This is a genomic window from Sphingobium sp. BYY-5, assembly GCF_022758885.1.
Classification (GTDB): domain Bacteria; phylum Pseudomonadota; class Alphaproteobacteria; order Sphingomonadales; family Sphingomonadaceae; genus Sphingobium.
The window spans coordinates 1,145,243-1,162,409 of the sequence record NZ_JALEBH010000002.1 but is presented as its reverse complement, the minus strand read 5'-3'; the positions used below and the strand labels follow the sequence as shown (position 1 = coordinate 1,162,409).

The window sequence follows — 17,167 nt, the reverse complement described above, 5'->3', positions numbered from 1 at the left end:
GCATCGCCCTCTGGCATTCGGCGCCGTTGGCGGCCACAGTTCCACGATGACCGATCTCGACACTTTCATCCTCGGCCTGCCCAAGGCCGAACTCCATCTGCATATCGAGGGCAGCCTGGAGCCGGAACAGATGTTCGCCTTCGCCCAGCGCAACGGCGTGCCCATCCCCTACGCCACCGTAGAGGATGTCCGCGCCGCTTATGCGTTCAGCAATCTCCAGGATTTCCTCGACATCTATTATGCCGGGGCGGACGTGTTGCGGACGCAGCAGGATTTCCATGATCTGGCCGTTGCCTATTTCGACCGGGCGGCGGCGGATGGCGTCGTCCATGCCGAAATCATGTTCGATCCCCAGACGCACACCGATCGCGGCATTCCCTTCGCCGTGGTGATCGAAGGCCTGCTCTCCGCCATGGCCGATGCGCAGGCGCGCCACGGTATCAGCAGCGCGCTCATCCTCTCCTTCCTGCGCCATCTGAGCGAGGCGGAGGCGTTCGAGACGCTCGCCGCTGCGGACCCCTGGCTCGACCGGATCGCCGCCGTCGGCCTCGATTCCTCCGAAGTGGGCCATCCGCCGGAGAAATTCGCCCGCGTCTTCGCTGCCGCCGCAGCCAAGGGCCTTCGCCTCGTCGCCCATGCCGGGGAGGAAGGCCCGCCCGCCTATGTCTATGAGGCGCTCGACCTGTTGCGCGTCGACCGGATCGATCATGGCAACCGGTCGCTGGAAGATGATGCCCTGGTCGGCCGACTCGCGCAGGAAGGGATGACGCTGACCGTCTGCCCGCTCTCCAACCTCAAATTATGCGTGGTCGACGATTTGGCAGATCATCCGATCGACCGGATGCTGGACCTGGGCCTGCGCGCCACGATCAATTCCGACGATCCCGCCTATTTCGGCGGCTATGTCGCCGACAATTATCGCGCGGTTGCGGCGGCGCGCGATTTGGACAAGGCGCAACTGGCGACCCTCGCCCGCAACAGCTTCACCGGCTCCTTCCTGCCCGAACAGACGATAGTGGCGCATCTGGCGCGACTGGACGCCTATCTGGCCACCCATTAAAGCCGCATAATAACGATCAAGCTCACCGACGCGATCGGTTAAACGTCCCCGTCGCCCAGCCAATGTTCGGTCTGGGGCGGCAGATATTGCGCCATCCGGTCCAGCAGTATTTCCGGTTCATCCTCGATCAGCAGCATCGCCCGGTGGCGCGGCTGAAGAAAGCCCTCCGCCACCACCGAATCGATGAAGGTCGACATCGGCGTGTAGAAGCCGTTGACATTGAGCAGCCCGCACGGCTTTTCATGATAGCCAAGCTGCGACCAGCACCAGGCCTCGAATATCTCCTCCAGCGTGCCGATACCGCCCGGCAGACAGAGGAAGCCGTCGGCGAACTTCGCCATCATCGCCTTGCGCTCATGCATCGTCTTGACGACATGTAGCTGTGTAATCCCCGGATGGTCATGTTCCCGCGCTCGCAGCGCTTCGGGAATGACGCCAATCACCTCCCCGCCCGCGGCGCAGACCGTATCGGCGATTACCCCCATCAGCCCCACGGTGCCGCCGCCATAGACCAGGCCGATGCCCCGTTCGGCGAGCAGGTTGCCGACCCGCTCGGCCGCTTCGCGATAGATGGGGGAATTGCCGGGAGAGGAGCCGAGATAGACACAAATCCGCATCGGCTCAGCTCAGCCGTTCGGGCACGGACAGCGCCTCTTCGACGATCGTGCCCTTGGCGCCGACCGCTTCCCAGGGGAAGACGAACCAGCGCTTGTCCTCGTCCCGATCGATGATCTGCGCCCAATAGTCGACCGTCACGCGCGACCGGCTGTTGGTGACGATGACGGCGAAGCGCAAATTGTCCGCCCGGCATCCGTTGTCCGCCAGCAGGCGTCGGACATAGTCGATCGTGCCGCCGCTATCGTTGATGTCGTCGATGAACAGCAGGCGCAGTCCCGCCGCGCTCTTCGCCGCCACCTTGGCGAGCAGTTCGTCGGCAAAGCCCGGCACCTTGGAACTATGGTCGATCGACAGCATCGGCAATTCGGTCTGGTGCGAGATGTAGACTGCCGGGACCAGCCCGCCCCGGCCGATGCCGATGACGAAATCGGGCTTCCACTCGTCGCGCTCGATCTGCTGCGCGAGCTTTTGCACGTCGGCCACAAAGGCGTCGTTGGAGATATAATGGAGTTGCGGCTCGGCAGATAGGCTCATGTCAGGTTAGTCCGTTGACGGTCGGGAAAGGGCATCCGTTATCCGGTCTGCACGCATTGGGCAATCGACAGACTGGATCATGCATCAAGGTCCGGCGGGACCGTCGATCGATATCGGATAGCTGAGTTGCGGGAAGCCATTCTCGATCTCCTGCAACACGATCCCCGCCGCATAGGAGGGCGTGCGCGCCGACGCGGTGCACAGCGCCAGCGTCATCGGCCGCAGGATCGTGTCGGAAATCTTGGTGAAGGACAGGATGCCGCGCCGCACTTCGGTAATCACGTCGAGCGAGGTCAATATGCCGATGCCCACCCCCTGGGTGACGAGCGAAGTGATCATCTGGATATTGTCGGACGAGACCGCCCGGTCGATCGCCACGCCGGTTGTCCCTTCCAGCACGGAAATCTGTTCATAGACGGCGAGCGGCTCGGCCGGCACGATCAACTTCGATCCGACACAGCTCGAAAAGCGCGCCTCCCGCCTGGTTCCCAGCGGATGCCCCGTCGGCGTCACGAAGCCCAGCACCACCTCCACGAAGGCACGCACCGCCAGGTCGCGAACCGTCTGCGGCTCGAAGAAGATGCCGAAATCGACCTCGCCGCGCACCGTTGCCTGGCGCACCGCATCATTCTCCAGCACCCGGACGCCGATCGTGATGCCGGGATATTTGCTGTGCAGCGCCTGGATCGCGGCCGGGATATAACCCTTGGCCAGCGCATCGATGACCGCGATATCGACATGGCCGCGCTTCAGGCCCCGCAGATCCTCTATCTGCGCCCGCACGTCGGCCATATTCTTCTGCCACTTGGTGCCCGCCGCCATCATGATCTCGCCCGCCGCGGTCAGGCGCAGCCCGGTCGGCAGCCGCTCGAACAGCGGCATCCCCAGATTGGCTTCGACGTTCAATATCTGTCGGTCGATCGCCGAAGCCGAAACATTGAGGTCGTCCGCCGCGCGCCGGATCGATCCGAGCCGGCCTACCGCTATGAAATAGCGCAGAAAACGTGAAAGTGCCGGCATACCCACCCTATTTTTTGCAACACTGCGTCGAATTCATTGCATTTGATCGCATCACGTCAAGCCCCTAGTTGCAATACACACCACATCGCCTTGTGGTGCGCCCATGAGACTGAGGCCGCGCTCGTTGCAGCGCAGCCTTGCGGGCAGGGTCGGCGGCGTGGGGACAACCGCATCGGGAGGCAAATTGTGGGGCATCCGCTCGAGCATCATCACGGCCTGCGCCTTTGCGGCTGCGGCGGTGTGCGTGCCGCCGGTTCGCGCGCGCCAATGGCACCCTGCGGTTTTTCCGGCACGGTCCTTGCCCATCGGGCTGGTCAGGAGCGGGAATTATAAGAAGATACCGTTTCCAACCAAGTGCGATATTACCAATAATAGAAACGATAAAATCAAATAAAATATAAATTATCACAATAAAATGGAGAGGAGAAAAGGGAATTTAACCAGCAGAGCGCCAACAAATTTCGCCTCTGCTTCGAAGGGGGTATCATATTCATGGCGAAAATTGATCGCTTGCACGCATTGGGAAATGCGGTGCCGCACCGCGGCAGTCGTTACCAGTCATTTGCCCTGATCGCCACCGGCCTGCTGTCCTGCACCGCGATGACGTCGACGGTCTGGGCGCAGGATGCCACCCCTGCCGTCGATCCGGGGCCAGGCGCCGAAATCGTCGTCACCGGCGCGCTTGAGGCGCTGCCCGTCGCGAATGTCGGCTCTATCTTCGGCTTCAACAAGACGCTGGTGGAAACGCCGCGCTCCGCATCGACGATCAGCAGCGAGCAGATCGAACGTTTCGGCATCACCGATATTTACGGCCTGGTCGCACAATCGCCCGGCACCTTCACCAACAGCTTCTTCGGTGTCGGCGGCGCGCTCGACATTCGCGGTACACCCGGCGAAGTCTATTTTCGTGGTGTCCGCCGCCTCGACAATCCCGGCAACTATCCCACACCGATCGGCGCATCGGAACGCATCGACATCGTCCGCGGTCCATCCTCGCCGATTTACGGCCCCTCCAAGACCGGCGGCTACATGAACTTCGTGCCAAAGTCGGCGCGTGGTGCGAACGGCCAGCTGCTCGATCATCCCGAAGGCGAGATGAGCTACACCCGTGGCAGCTGGGACTATAACGTCCTCAAGGCCCAGGTCCGTGGCCCGCTCAAGCTGGGCGCTACAGAATTCGGCTACAGCCTGTATGCCGAAATGGAAGATTCCGGCAGCTATTACCGCAACATGTCGACCAAGCAGACCATCCTGCAAGCCGCGTTCGACAACCAGTTGACCGACAGCCTGCGCATCGAATTCGGCGGCATGTACCAGAATTTCAAAGGCCAGCAGAATGGCGGCTGGAACCGCCTGACCCAGGCGCTGGTCGATAATGGCACCTATATGACCGGCTCGGCCAAGCCACTCGACACCGATGGCGACGGCCAGTTGTCGCAGGCGGAACTCAGCGGCAAGGGCCTCAACCCGTTCGGTGGATTTGCCTGCGGCGGTGGCGTGTTCGCCGCCTCGATCACGGACGCCTGCTACTCCAGCACGGCGCCGCTCGCGCTGGACAATGTGGGGACGGCCAAGCTTAGCCGGCGAGACGTGCTGACGGGCAAGAATGATCGCCTCGATAACATCGCGAAGACCGGTTATTTCGACATCATCTTCGCGCCGGACAGCGGCTATGAGATCAAAAACCAGCTATTCTATGATGGCATCAAAAACATCAACGAGAATAGCTACGGCTTCTCGCAGTTCCACAGATCCTGGGTTCTCGAAGACAAGATCGTCGTATCGAAGACGTTCGATACCGCGGCCGGTAAATTCTCGATCCAGGCATCACCGTCGATCCGCTACACCAAATTCCTACATGGCGACGATTTCAATTACGAATATTTCCATCGTGTCGATCTGACGGTCGGATATACGCCACTGTCGGACCGCCTTCTGTCGACCGAGTGCGATTGCAATTTCACCAACTATCTCAAGGGCCACTACACCGATTACGGGATGGCTGCGCTCGTCGACATGGACTTCAACTTCGGCCTCGATGTGATCGGCGGCCTGCGGTACGACCAGGTCAAGGTCAAATCGACGAACATATTGGAGAAGCTGGAAGACCCCACCGGCGTCGTCCCGAACGGTTCGGGTAGCGCAGGCGGCTGGTCCTGGAATGGCAGCGCTTCCTACAAGCTGCCCTTCGGCCTCATTCCTTATGTGACCTTATCGCGCCAATCGACGGTGATTGCGGGACAGGGGTCGGAAATCGACCCGGCCACCGCCATCGGCAAGACCTTCATCACCGCCTCCAAGCTGTATGAAGCCGGCGTGAAGGGCAGTTGGCTCGACAGCAAGCTGTATGCGGCCGTATCGGTCTACAAGCAGGAGCGGACGGATCACGACATCCAGTCGTCAACCGTGAACCAGTCGGTGCAGACCAAGGGTGTCGAGGCGGAAATGCGCTGGTCCGTTGACCGGCATCTGCTCCTCACCGGCGCCTACACCCGCACCGTCGTCACCAACCTCACCTTCCTGGATGCAGGCACGACCTTCAGCTTCTTCGGCGCCGAGGATCTGGTCAACGTCACTGATCCGTCGTTGATCTATGGCGGCCAGCAGGGCGGCTTGGTGTTGATCTCCGACAAGGCAGCGGCGCGGCGTGCGGGTATTCCCAAGAATCTCTACTCGCTGACGGGCACCTATTCCTTCGACAGCGGCCTCGCCTTCTCGGCGAGCGTGGTCAAGGTAGACTCGGTCTATTCGGGCCAGTCGCGCGTGGTAAAGCTGCCGGCCTATACGCTGGTCGATGTGGGCGTATCCTACGAGAAGGACGACTGGCTGTTCCGCCTGAACGTCAAGAACCTGACCAACGAAACCTACTACCGAGCCAACTTCACCGAACTGTTCGGCAGCACCATCGTGCTTCCCGAACGGCCCCGCAGCTTCCAGGCGACGGTCAGCTACAAATTCTGAGGAAAAATAGGGGCGTCGGCCAAGTGTCGGCGCCGCTTTTATATGACAAGGGAAAGGCCCCGATCATTCGCTTCCTGACACCTACTGCCTTGCTGGCGAGCGTCTGCCTCTCGCTTCTCCCACTCGTCCCGGCCCATGCCGCGCCCACCGGCATCGAAAGTTGCGCACCAGGCGCCGCCTGCACCCATCCCCTGCCCATCCGCGTGGTGATCGTCACCATGTTCGAAATCGGCGAGGACAGCGGCGACGCGCCCGGCGAGTTCCAGTTGTGGAAGGAACGGCGGCATCTCGACATGCGCATCCCCTTCCCGCAGTCCCACCACGACCTCTATTATGATCCCAAGACCCAGACATTGGGCATGGTCACCGGCATGGGCAACATCAAGTCGGCGACCGCGACCATGGCGCTGGGCCTCGACCAGCGGTTCGACCTGACCCACGCCTATTGGCTCGTCGCGGGCATCGCGGGCATCGATCCGGCGGATGCCTCGATCGGGTCGGCCGCCTGGGCGCGTTATCTGGTCGATGGCGACCTGGCCCATGAGATCGACGCGCGCGAAATCCCCGCCGACTGGAAATCGGGCTATTTCCCGCTGCACAGCAAAGGCCCCAATGATCCCAGCCCGCCGGTCGGGCAGGGCGAGATATTCGAGATCAATCCGCGCTTACGCGACTGGGCCTATGGCCTGACCAAGGACATGGTGCTGCCCGACGATCCCTCGATCCGGAAGGAACGGGCGCGCTTCACCAACCATCCGATGGCGCAACGCCCGCCCTTCGTGCTCAAGGGCGACCAGTTGGCGGCGATGACCTTCTGGCACGGCGCGCGTATGACCGAATGGGCCAATGACTGGGTCCGTTACTGGACGCAGGGCAAGGGCGAGTTCGTCACCTCCGCCATGGAGGAGACCGGCACCTATCAGTCGATCGTCTATCTCGACCGGATCGGCCGGGTGGACAAGGACCGCTTCATGGTGCTGCGCGCGGGCAGCAATTTCACCATGCCGCCGCCCGGCGACACCGCCGCCCATTATCTGCTGACCGAGAATGAAGGCTATGCCGGCATGACCGCGGCGCTGGAAAGCCTCTATCTGGTGGGATCGAAGGTGGTGGACGAACTGGTCGGCCATTGGGACCGGTACGAAAAGACCGTGCCGCAATAGGGATGGCCCTCACCGTCATCCGGAATGCCGATATCGTCGTCTGCATGGACGATCCCCGCCGCGAGATCGCCGACGGGGCCATCGCGTTCCGGGACGGCGTCATCCTGGCGGTCGGGCCGACGACGGATTTCACGTCCTGGCTGGTGGACGCCGACACGGTGATCGACGCGCGTGGCTGCGTCGTCATGCCCGGCCTCGTCAACACCCACCATCATCTCTATCAGTCGCTGACCCGCGCCCTGCCCGGCGCGATTAACGCCTCCTTGTTCGACTGGCTCAAACGCCTCTATCCGATCTGGGCGCAGTACCGGCCGGAGGATGTCTTCGCCGCGACGCAACTGGGCCTCGCCGAACTGGCGCTGTCCGGTTGTACCCTGACCTCCGATCATCTCTATCTTTTCCCTAATGGCGTGACATTGGACGACACGATCGCCGCCGCGCAGGGGATCGGCATCCGCTTCCACCCCACGCGCGGCGCGATGAGCGTGGGCGAAAGCGACGGCGGCCTGCCACCCGACAGCCTGGTCGAGGAGGAGCGCGCGATCCTGAACGACACGATCCGGGTGATTGACCGGTTCCACGATGCCCGTGACGGCGCGATGGTGCGCGTCGGCGTCGCCCCCTGTTCGCCTTTTTCTGTGAGCCAGGGCCTGATGCGCGACGCGGCGCTGCTGGCGCGCGACAAGGGGGTGATGCTGCACACCCATCTGGCGGAAGATGCCGACGACGTCGCTTTCTCCCTCGAACGCTTCGGCTGCCGTCCCGGCGACTATGCCGAAAGTCTGGGCTGGGTCGGCCCGGACGTATGGCACGCCCATTGCGTCCAGTTCGATGCGCGGGAAATCGCGCTGTTCGCCCGGACCGGCACCGGCATCGCCCATTGCCCCTGCTCCAACTGCCGCCTCGGCTCGGGCATTGCCCCGCTCAAGGCGGTGTTCGAACAGGGCGTGCCGCTGGGCCTGGGCGTCGACGGATCGGCTTCCAGCGACAGCGGCAACCTGCTGCTGGAGGCGCGGCAGGCGATGCTGCTCCAGCGCGCGATCGGTGGCCCCGCCGCCTTCGATCCGCGCGACGCGCTGTTCATCGCGACCCGTGGCGGCGCGCAGATGCTGGGGCGTCACGACTGCGGCTCGATCGAGCCGGGCAAGCGCGCCGACATCGTCCTCTGGGACGGTGTGAACTTCTCCTCCATGGGCGCCTGGGACAAGGTTGCAGGCCTGATCCTCAGCCCGCCCGCAGGCGCGCGCGATGTATTCGTCGAAGGGCGCGCCGTGGTGCGCGACGGGGAACTGGTTCAGGCCGACCGCGCCACTATCCTGCGCGCGGCCGATCGCTCGCTCACCCGGCTGATGAGCCTCGCCTGATGGCCGCCCGCCCCTCGTTGCCCCGCCCGTGGAGTGCCCCATGACCGCAACCCATTCCCTCGCCTCCGATATCGGCAGCGCAGATAGCACGGGCATCATGACGGCGGAGCAGGCCCGTGATCCCGATCATTTCCCTGGCCTCGCCGTCGCGATCCCGCTCGGCGTGCAGCATGTGCTGGCGATGTTCGTCAGCAACTTGACCCCGGCAATCATCGTCGCGGGCGCGGCCGGGTTCGGCTTCGGCTCGCCCGATCCCGGTCCGATGATATACATGATCCAAATGGCCATGTTCTTCGCTGGCATCGCCACGCTGATGCAGACGATCGGCCTCGGCCCGGTCGGTGCGCGCCTGCCGATCGTGCAGGGCACCAGCTTCGCCTTCCTGCCGGTGATGATTCCGATTGTCGCGGGGCAGGGGGTGATCGCGATGGCCCAACTCACTACCGCCGCCATTATCGGCGGCCTGTTCCACGCCTGCGTCAGTAGCTGTATCGGCCGCATCCGCTTCGCCCTGCCGCCGATGGTCACGGGGCTGGTGGTATTGATGATCGGCCTGTCGCTGATGCGGGTCGGGGTGCAATATGCCGCTGGCGGCGTCATGGCACAGGGCACGCCCGCTTATGGCGCGGGAACGAGCTGGCTGCTGGCGGGGGTCGTCGTGGCCGTCACCCTGGGCCTCAGCTTCTACGGACGCGGGCTTTGGTCGACCGCCTCGGTGCTGCTGGGCTTGCTCGCGGGCTATGCTGTCGCTGCGGCGATGGGGCGGGTGTCGCTTGCCCCGGTCGAAGCCGCCGGGTGGGTGATGATACCGCAACCGTTCCATTTCGGCTTTGCCGTGTCGCTTCCCGCGATCCTGGGTTTCTGCCTGATGGGCTTCATTTCCGCGATCGAATCGATCGGCGCCGTCTCCGCCATCTGCGAGGGCGGCGCCAGGCGCCCGGCCACCGACCGCGAACTCATCGGCGCTACCAGCGCGGATGGCCTCGGCACCGCGTTGGCCGGTATCTTCGGCGCGATGCCCAATACCTCCTTCAGCCAGAATGTCGGGCTGATCGCGATCACCGGCATCATGAGCCGCCATATCGTGACGATCGGCGCGCTGTTCCTGATCCTGTGCGGCCTCGCCCCCAAGGTCGGCGCGCTCATCACCACCATCCCGATCGAGGTGCTAGGCGGCGGCGTGATTATGATGTTCGGCATAGTCGCCTCCGCCGCGCTGTCGATCCTGTCGGGGGTCGACTGGTCTCAACGCAACATGCTGATCTTCGGCGTCGCTTTGTCGATCGGCATCGGACTGGAGCTGGAGCCGGACGCGGTGTCGCACCTGCCCGAAACCCTGCGCATCATCCTGACCTCTGGCGTCCTGCCTGCCGCGCTGGTGGCGGTAATCCTCAACCTGATCGTGCCCAAGCGGATCAGCGCGGCATAGCCTCAAATGCCTCCAACTCGCGCTCCAGCTTCGCCTGGCTGGTCGCCTTCGGACTCCCCGCCAGCCAGGCCTTGCACCCCGGCGCATCCATGATGGCGCAAGCCGCAACCCGTGCCCCGCCCGCGCGATCCTGCCACAGGCTGGCGCCGGGCAGGAAACTATAGTGCAGCCCGTCCCGGACGATCTGCTTGAGGTCGGCATAGCGCAGCCCCTGCTCCGTGACGGCGCGCAGATATTCGTTGGTCATGTCACTGCGCGACACGCCTTCGTCGTCGGTCGACAGCACCACGGGGACGCCGGCCGCGCGATAGAGCGAGAGCGGATGATCCCTGCCCTTCACGCCCAGGATGACCGCGTTGCTGGTCAGGTTGATCTCTACCGCGATCCGGTCGCGCGCCATCCGCGCGAGCAGCGACGGCGCGTCGGTCTCATAGGTGATATCGATGCCATGGCCGATCCGGCGGGCGCCCGCGATCTCCACCGCGTCGCGAATGTGAAAGGCCAGATCGCGCGAAGGTACCAGCCCCAGCGTCAGTTCGCCGGCATGAAGCGACAGCTTCACCGTCGGGTGCCGGGCCTTGAGGAAGGCGATCATCGCCATATGCAGCGCATAGTCCCGCACGGCCACGGGATCATGCTCGGGCGCAGCGATGTTGACCCCAACGAAGCGCGGATCCGCCTCGGCCAAGGCAAAACCAAAGGTGAGTTGCGCGAAGACCTGCGCGGGCGGATTGGTACGGATGGCGGTGTAGAGATAGCGTATCTCCACGCCGCAGGCGGGCCGAGGCGTTGCCGTCCCGCACCCATCGATCGCCGCCCCTTCCGCCTCATAACGGTCATAGTCGGCGCGCGCGCTCGCAACGGCCTCAAGCAGCAGCGGCGCGATCCTGGCATAGAGGGCGGCGAAATCGCTGGCATCCGCATCGGCCATCTTCAGGCCCAGCAGCCAGCCCGCGCGCGCGCCGCTGCCCAGTTCGACATAGGATATATGATCGGCGGCGGCCTGCTGGCGTGTCAGCGCCATGGCTTCGCCAACATGCCGACCATAGGCAGCGCCGAACGCGTCGAAGGTCGCGAAGAAGCGGTCATAGCCCGACACCATGGGATCACCCACGCCCGCCTCGAAACCACGCGTCGAAAAGGCGTCGATCGCGCGCGAATAATGGGGATAGTCGCGCTCCAGTCCGGCCGCCGCGATCCGGCCCGGCGCGTCGCAGGGCGGATCGACGATATGATAGCTATCGGTCGCGATGCAGAGGCCATCCGCCGCCGCCCAGCGCAGATAATCCTCCGCGAAATTCGCCCCGCCCGCATGATTGTGCAGGTCGCCGCCCTTGGGCATGGCCTGCAGGAAGATGCGCAGGCGCGGCGGGCTGTCCGCGATATGATCCAGATAGGCGGCCGTCCGCGCCTCGTTGGACAAAGGGCCGACGGGCGCCCGCGCCATGACCGGCCCGGCGCCCAATATCAGCGCCATCAACAGTGCAGCCACCCGCATCTCGTCACCCCCCAAGCCGCTAAGCGGTTCGGCGGTCCTTCTGACGGCCGCTCCCATGATGTTCAATGATGATATTACGGACGTCCCGTTGCCGAAATCAGAGCGGTTTTCGTGCCGTTGGAGATTAACGGGCTGGTTGTCGTGCAGCAGAGGGAGGGCGGCCTAATTTTGCGATCCTGCCGTGCCGATAACGGCAATGGACGCAATCCTGATTCCCCCATAGGTCCGCGCTCATATCCAAATTCGGGGGCGAACGGCGGACGATGGGCCGCTGTCCGTTATGTTTGAGACGAAGGAGCGGCGCACGGCCGCTTGCGGGACAATGGGATCGGAATTGATGGGCCTGAACTGGCGTCCGACTTTGCCCAGTTGCATTTTGGCGCTGAGCGCGCTTGTCGCCACGGCATCCGTTCTGGCGCGGCCCGACGACGTACCGCAATTGCCCGCCGCCGTCGCATCGGCCACCCCCGACGCCGCGCCCGTAATCCTCGGCGACTATTGTTCACGCTGCCATAATGACAGCGACAAGATCGCCAATCTGTCGCTCGACGATCTGAAAAATGTCGACCTGCTGCATGGCGCGAACATGGACATCTGGGAAAAGGTGCTGCGCCGCACCCGGCAGGGCGAGATGCCCCCGCTCAACAAGCCGCAGCCGACACCGGCCGCGCGGGCCGCCTTCATACAGTGGCTGGAAGCCTCACTCGACACCTATGCCGCCGCCCATCCCGATCCGGGCCGCTCCACCATCCGCCGCCTCAACCGGGTCGAATATGCCAATGCCGTGCGCGATCTGCTGGCGCTGAACATCGATGTCAGCCGGGAGCTGCCGCAGGATAATTCGGGCTATGGCTTCGACAATATCGCCGACGTACTCAGCGTGTCACCGACCCTGATGGACCGCTATATCGCGGTGGCGGGCAAGGTCGGCCGGATGGCGACCGGGCTGACATCGCGCCGCGAATTCGTGACCTCCTATGAAGTGCCCAAGGACGGGTCGGTGATGAACTCCGGTCGGCCCGCCTATAATGAGCGCGCCAGCGACGACCTGCCGCTCGGTTCGCGCGGCGGCGGTGCCTTTACCTATTATGCCCGTTATGACGCGACCTATGAGGTCAGCGGCTGGCTGAACGCCAACACCAATAATGAAACCGACCGGCAGAAGGAGGACAAGGTCAGCGTCCGCGTGCCGCTGAAGGCTGGCGCGCATGTCATCGGCCTGTCCTTCCGCCGCCAGATCGCGCCGGACGAAAGCGTGCAGACGCTGCGCAACGATCTCGACAAGGTGCCGGTCCCGATCGATGCGCCGGTACTGCTGCCGATGGACGTTTCGGTCGATGGCGTGCGCGTGAAAACGGTCCACGTGCCCTCCTACCGAATGTCGCCACGCTATTCGCAGCAGAATTTCCCCCGCGACGTGCTGCAGATCGACGTGGCCGGCCCATTCTCGCCCAGCAGCGTCGGCAAGACGCCCAGCCGTGAACGCATCTTCCTGTGCAGGCCGCCCCGTGCCTCGGCCGAAGCCGCCTGCGCCCGGCGCATCGTCGCCACCCTCGCCCGCCGCGCCTATCGTCGGCCCGTCACCGACAGCGACATGACGCCGCTGATGCGGGTCTACGCCACCGAGCGCGCACAGTCCGATTTCGAGCATGGCGTCGAGGCGGCGGTGGAGGCCATCCTCGTGTCCCCGCACTTCCTGTTCCTGGTCGAACAGGATCCGACGGGCAGCCAGCCTGGCAGCGTCCGGCGCCTGACCGACCTTGAACTGGCCTCGCGCCTCTCTTTCTTCCTGTGGAGCAGCATTCCTGACGAAACCCTGTTGCGCCTTGCCGAAACCAGCCAGTTACAACAGCCGGGCATCGTGGACGCACAAGTGACACGGATGCTGGCTGACCCGCGAGCCGAGGCGTTGACGAAGAATTTCGCGGGGCAATGGCTCTATCTGCGCAATCTGGACCAGCAGCGGCCGGACATCACCGTCTTCCCCAAATTCGACAGCCGCCTGCACAGCGCCATGGCGCGAGAGACCGAGATGTTCTTCAGCTATGTGCTGCGGACCAACCGCAGCCTGCTCGATTTCATCGCGGCGGACTATAGCTTCCTCAACCAGCGGCTGGCCGATCACTATGGCATCAGCGGCGTCAACGGCACGGCGATGCGCCGCGTCAGCCTGGACCCCGCGTCCCATCGCGGCGGACTGCTGGGTCAGGCGAGCATCCTCACCGTCACATCCTACGGCAACCACACGTCAGTGGTGAAGCGGGGCAAGTGGATCCTCGACAATCTGCTGGCCGCGCCGCCGCCGCCGCCGCCGCCAGACGTCCCCGCGTTGCAGGACAAGCATGACGGCCGCCTGCTGACCGCACGCGAGCAACTGGAGTTGCACCGCAAGAACCCGGCCTGCGCCGCTTGCCATGTGAAGATGGACCCGCTCGGCTTTTCCCTGGAGAATTTCGACGCGGTCGGCGCCTTCCGCCAGAAGGATGCGGGCCAGCCGATCGACGTGTCGGCGCGGATGCCGGATGGCACCCAATTTGCCGGGCTCGCCGGGCTTCAGCAGATATTGCTGGCGCGCAAGGACGAGTTCGCCAACGCCTTTACCGAGCGGTTGCTTACCTACGCACTGGCCCGTGGCGTGGACGCGCGCGACATGCCCGCCATTCGCACAATCGGCCGGAGCGCGGCGGCGGACAACTATCATATCCAGACGGTCATCAAAGGGATTGTGCACAGCGCCCCCTTCACCCTGCGAAGGACGGCCACGAAATGAGGTTGGCACGATGATAATCCTGCGCAAGCCCTTGAGCCGCCGTACCCTGTTGCGCGGCACGGGCACGATGATGGCGCTACCGTTGCTGGAGGCGATGATGCCTTCGGCCCAGGCAGCCGATATCGCCGCCCAGCCCAAGCGACTGCAGATATTCTACTCCCCCAATGGTATGATGATGAACCAGTTCCTGCCCACGACGCAGGGGCCGGGCTTCACACTGCCGCCGACGCTGGAGCCGCTGGCGTCGCACCGCGCGCAGATCAGCGTCGTTACCGGCCTTGGCCATCCCAGCGCGGCGGCGATGGGCGATCGGCCTGCGGGGCATGGCCGCTCCTGCCCCGCCTTCATCACCGGCGTCCACGTCAAGCAGACCGAGGGCACCGACATACATTGCGGCATTTCGGTCGATCAGGCCTATGCCAACCACCTGGGCGACGCGACCCAGCTCAGTTCGCTGGAACTGGGCATCGACCAGGCCAGCCTGCTGGGAAGCTGCGACATCGGCTATAGCTGCGCCTATACCAACGGCATCAGTTGGCGGAACCCGACGGTGCCGCTACCCGTCACCGCCAATCCGCGCGACGTGTTCGAACGGCTGTTCGGCGATGGCGACGCGTTGGATGCCCAGAGCCGCCTTGTCCAGTTGCGGCGGCAATCGAGCATCCTGGACTTCGTGATGGACGACAGCGCCCGCCTGTCCGGCACGCTCGGCAGGGAGGACCGCCACAAGCTGGACGAATATCTGGAGGCGACCCGCGACATCGAACGGCGCATCCAGCGTTCCATTGCCTCGGGCGGCGGCGCCGAGGCGGCCGGGCTTGAGCGCCCGGCGGGCATCCCGGATTCGTTCGATGAGCATGTCCGCCTGATGATCGACCTGCAGGTGCTGGCGATGCAAGCCGACATCACCCGCGTCGGCAGCTTCATGATCGGGCGCGAACTCAGCAACCGCACCTATCCCGAAATCGGCGTGCCGGATTCGCACCATATGCTCAGCCATCACGGCAACAACCCGGAAAAGATGGCGAAGCTGGCGCGGATCAATCGGCATCATATGGAATATTTCGCTTATTATCTCGATCGGATGAAGGCGGTGAAAGATGGCGAGGGGTCGCTGCTGGACCGCACGCTGGTGCTGCGCGGATCGGCCTTCGGCGATCCCAACGAACATGATCATATGGACCTGCCCGTCATCGTAGCGGGCGGACTGGTGCCGGGCGACCGGCATATCGTTGCGCAAAAGGGGACTACCATGTCCAACCTGCTGCTGAGCGCGCTGCATCTGCTGGATGTGCCCGCAACCAGTTTCGGCGACAGCACAGGTCCGTTCGCGGCGCTGGCCCATGCATGATCCCGTCCGCCCAGTCATCGTCCTGTTCGCCCTGCTCGCATGGGGCGGCACCGTCCAGGCGCGTACCGTGGACGACGGGCTAGCGCGTGCAATCCAGGCGAACGATCTGGTCGGTGCCCAGACGGCGCTGACGCAGCACGCCAATCCCAACCAGCGCCTCGCCTTCAGCGCCACGCCGCTCGCCTGGGCGGTGAATATCCAGAACCCGGCGATGGTGGCCACCCTGCTGGCCGGCGGTGCGACCGCGAACGACGGTGACCAGGACGGCGTCACGCCGCTGTCGCTTGCCTGCGAACTGGGCGATGCCGGGATCGTCACGCAGTTGCTCGACGCGCACGCCGATATCCGCGCGGCGCGTGCCGATGGCGCGACCCCGCTTGCCATCTGCGCCCGCTATGGCCCGGCCGACGCCGTGGCGCGCATGCTGGCCATAGGCGCCCCCGCCGACAGGCCCGACAGCCGCGGCCAGACGCCGCTGATGTGGGCCGCAGCGTCCGGCCGGACCGAAGCGATCACCCTGCTGCTGAAGGCCGGCGCGAACCCGAACCGGGTGTCGAAGGGCGGCTTCACCCCCCTCTTCTTCGCTATCAAGAGCGGTGTCGTCCCGGCCAGCGAAGCCCTGCTCGCGGCGGGCGCTGACAGCCGTTATCGCGGCCCCGAAAATAGCAGCGCGATACAATTGGCGCTCTATCAGAAGAATTACGGTGCCGCCGCCCTGCTGGTCCCGCGTGGCGCGGACCTGGCCGAACGCGACCGGACCGGCGAGCAACCGCTCCATAGCGCAGCGGCCGGCGGCGATGCCAGATTGATCAGCCTGTTGTTGGCAAAGGGCGCCGATCCCAACGGTCTGACCGGCTCGTCGCGCATCAAGTGGGTGACGGAAGCGAATTTCGGCCAGCCGCCACCACCCATACCGCCGACGCCGCCTCTGCTGATCGCCGCCGCCAACGGACATGAAACCGCGATGAAGCTGCTGCTCGCTGCGGGCGCCGATCCGCGCTTCGTCGCGGTGGATGGCACCAATGTGGTGCTGGCGGCGGCCCGCGGCGGCAGCGCGGCCACGCTCGACTATGCCCTTGGCCTTGCCCCCGATGTTAATGTCGCCAACGCAAGCGGCATGACCCCGCTCCACCTGCTGATCGGCGGTGGGGTCCAGCTCGAACTGGAGGGAATGCTGCGTATCCTCGCTGCGCATGGCGCACGCACCGATATCCAGAGCAAATCCGGCGCCACCGCCGCACAGATGGCGGACAATGGCCTGGCCGAGGTGAAGCAGATTTTTCGCTCAGTCTTTCCCGACAAGACCGCAGTGCAGATGGCGGGTGCCACTCTGCAAACCGTTCCCCAAAACTAACAGCATCTAGCAGGGTGAATTATCGCATGACCATATCGCCAACTC

The 17,167-nt window shown here is 64.2% G+C and carries 12 protein-coding genes; 8 read left to right on the top strand and 4 right to left on the bottom strand.

Annotated elements, in window-relative coordinates:
• Positions 1 to 46 precede the first annotated feature (46 nt).
• Positions 47 to 1,060 (top strand): adenosine deaminase, encoded by a 1,014-nt coding sequence (locus MOK15_RS21205; RefSeq protein WP_242933651.1) that lies wholly within the window; start codon positions 47 to 49, stop codon positions 1,058 to 1,060.
• Positions 1,061 to 1,098: 38 nt separating this feature from the next.
• Here the strand turns inward: MOK15_RS21205 and MOK15_RS21200 are convergent, their stop codons facing one another.
• From MOK15_RS21200 to MOK15_RS21190, 3 genes are all read right to left on the bottom strand, one after another.
• Complete coding sequence (locus tag MOK15_RS21200; RefSeq protein ID WP_242933650.1) at positions 1,099 to 1,677, bottom strand: TIGR00730 family Rossman fold protein; 579 nt, start codon at positions 1,675 to 1,677, stop codon at positions 1,099 to 1,101.
• 4 nt (positions 1,678 to 1,681) lie between these two features.
• Positions 1,682 to 2,212 carry a phosphoribosyltransferase domain-containing protein gene (locus MOK15_RS21195; protein WP_242933649.1) on the bottom strand — a complete coding sequence of 177 codons (531 nt, stop codon included), beginning with the start codon at positions 2,210 to 2,212 and terminating at the stop codon, positions 1,682 to 1,684.
• A gap of 84 nt (positions 2,213 to 2,296) precedes the next feature.
• Positions 2,297 to 3,232, bottom strand: a complete 936-nt coding sequence (locus MOK15_RS21190; RefSeq protein ID WP_242933648.1) for a LysR family transcriptional regulator — start codon at positions 3,230 to 3,232, stop codon at positions 2,297 to 2,299.
• Between the two features lie 492 nt (positions 3,233 to 3,724).
• Here MOK15_RS21190 and MOK15_RS21185 point away from each other — a divergent pair, with 492 nt between their 5' ends.
• From MOK15_RS21185 to MOK15_RS21170, 4 genes are read left to right on the top strand one after another with little or no spacing between them, the layout of a single operon-like run.
• Positions 3,725 to 6,193: a TonB-dependent receptor plug domain-containing protein gene (locus MOK15_RS21185; protein ID WP_242933647.1), complete on the top strand. Its 2,469-nt coding sequence runs from the start codon at positions 3,725 to 3,727 to the stop codon at positions 6,191 to 6,193.
• 23 nt (positions 6,194 to 6,216) lie between these two features.
• Positions 6,217 to 7,356: a purine nucleoside permease gene (locus MOK15_RS21180; protein WP_242933646.1), complete on the top strand. Its 1,140-nt coding sequence runs from the start codon at positions 6,217 to 6,219 to the stop codon at positions 7,354 to 7,356.
• Between the two features lie 2 nt (positions 7,357 to 7,358).
• Positions 7,359 to 8,720, top strand: a complete 1,362-nt coding sequence (locus MOK15_RS21175; RefSeq protein WP_242933645.1) for an 8-oxoguanine deaminase — start codon at positions 7,359 to 7,361, stop codon at positions 8,718 to 8,720.
• Between the two features lie 40 nt (positions 8,721 to 8,760).
• Positions 8,761 to 10,149, top strand: coding sequence for a nucleobase:cation symporter-2 family protein (locus MOK15_RS21170; RefSeq protein ID WP_242933644.1), 1,389 nt, complete (start codon positions 8,761 to 8,763; stop codon positions 10,147 to 10,149).
• On the opposite strand, the gene MOK15_RS21165 is transcribed toward MOK15_RS21170, so the two are convergent.
• Positions 10,136 to 11,647 carry an adenosine deaminase gene (locus MOK15_RS21165; RefSeq protein ID WP_242933643.1) on the bottom strand — a complete coding sequence of 504 codons (1,512 nt, stop codon included), beginning with the start codon at positions 11,645 to 11,647 and terminating at the stop codon, positions 10,136 to 10,138. The genes MOK15_RS21170 and MOK15_RS21165 overlap by 14 nt on opposite strands.
• Before the next feature lie 322 nt (positions 11,648 to 11,969).
• On the opposite strand from MOK15_RS21165, the gene MOK15_RS21160 reads away from it, so the two are divergent.
• From MOK15_RS21160 to MOK15_RS21150, 3 genes are read left to right on the top strand one after another with little or no spacing between them, the layout of a single operon-like run.
• Positions 11,970 to 14,417 carry a DUF1592 domain-containing protein gene (locus tag MOK15_RS21160; protein WP_242933642.1) on the top strand — a complete coding sequence of 816 codons (2,448 nt, stop codon included), beginning with the start codon at positions 11,970 to 11,972 and terminating at the stop codon, positions 14,415 to 14,417.
• Positions 14,418 to 14,427: 10 nt separating this feature from the next.
• Positions 14,428 to 15,768, top strand: coding sequence for a DUF1552 domain-containing protein (locus MOK15_RS21155; protein ID WP_242933641.1), 1,341 nt, complete (start codon positions 14,428 to 14,430; stop codon positions 15,766 to 15,768).
• Positions 15,761 to 17,122, top strand: a complete 1,362-nt coding sequence (locus MOK15_RS21150) for an ankyrin repeat domain-containing protein (protein WP_242933640.1) — start codon at positions 15,761 to 15,763, stop codon at positions 17,120 to 17,122. Before MOK15_RS21155 ends, MOK15_RS21150 begins: the two co-directional genes overlap by 8 nt.
• Positions 17,123 to 17,167 lie beyond the last annotated feature (45 nt).

Bases quoted from the DNA above. Each gene is read 5' to 3' on its own strand.
- MOK15_RS21205 (WP_242933651.1), top strand. From the start codon at position 47: ATGACCGATCTCGACACTTTCATCCTCGGCCTGCCCAAGGCCGAACTC.
- MOK15_RS21200 (WP_242933650.1), bottom strand. From the start codon at position 1,677: ATGCGGATTTGTGTCTATCTCGGCTCCTCTCCCGGCAATTCCCCCATC.
- MOK15_RS21195 (WP_242933649.1), bottom strand. From the start codon at position 2,212: ATGAGCCTATCTGCCGAGCCGCAACTCCATTATATCTCCAACGACGCC.
- MOK15_RS21190 (WP_242933648.1), bottom strand. From the start codon at position 3,232: ATGCCGGCACTTTCACGTTTTCTGCGCTATTTCATAGCGGTAGGCCGG.
- MOK15_RS21185 (WP_242933647.1), top strand. From the start codon at position 3,725: ATGGCGAAAATTGATCGCTTGCACGCATTGGGAAATGCGGTGCCGCAC.
- MOK15_RS21175 (WP_242933645.1), top strand. From the start codon at position 7,359: ATGGCCCTCACCGTCATCCGGAATGCCGATATCGTCGTCTGCATGGAC.
- MOK15_RS21170 (WP_242933644.1), top strand. From the start codon at position 8,761: ATGACCGCAACCCATTCCCTCGCCTCCGATATCGGCAGCGCAGATAGC.
- MOK15_RS21165 (WP_242933643.1), bottom strand. From the start codon at position 11,647: ATGCGGGTGGCTGCACTGTTGATGGCGCTGATATTGGGCGCCGGGCCG.
- MOK15_RS21160 (WP_242933642.1), top strand. From the start codon at position 11,970: ATGGGATCGGAATTGATGGGCCTGAACTGGCGTCCGACTTTGCCCAGT.
- MOK15_RS21155 (WP_242933641.1), top strand. From the start codon at position 14,428: ATGATAATCCTGCGCAAGCCCTTGAGCCGCCGTACCCTGTTGCGCGGC.
- MOK15_RS21150 (WP_242933640.1), top strand. From the start codon at position 15,761: ATGCATGATCCCGTCCGCCCAGTCATCGTCCTGTTCGCCCTGCTCGCA.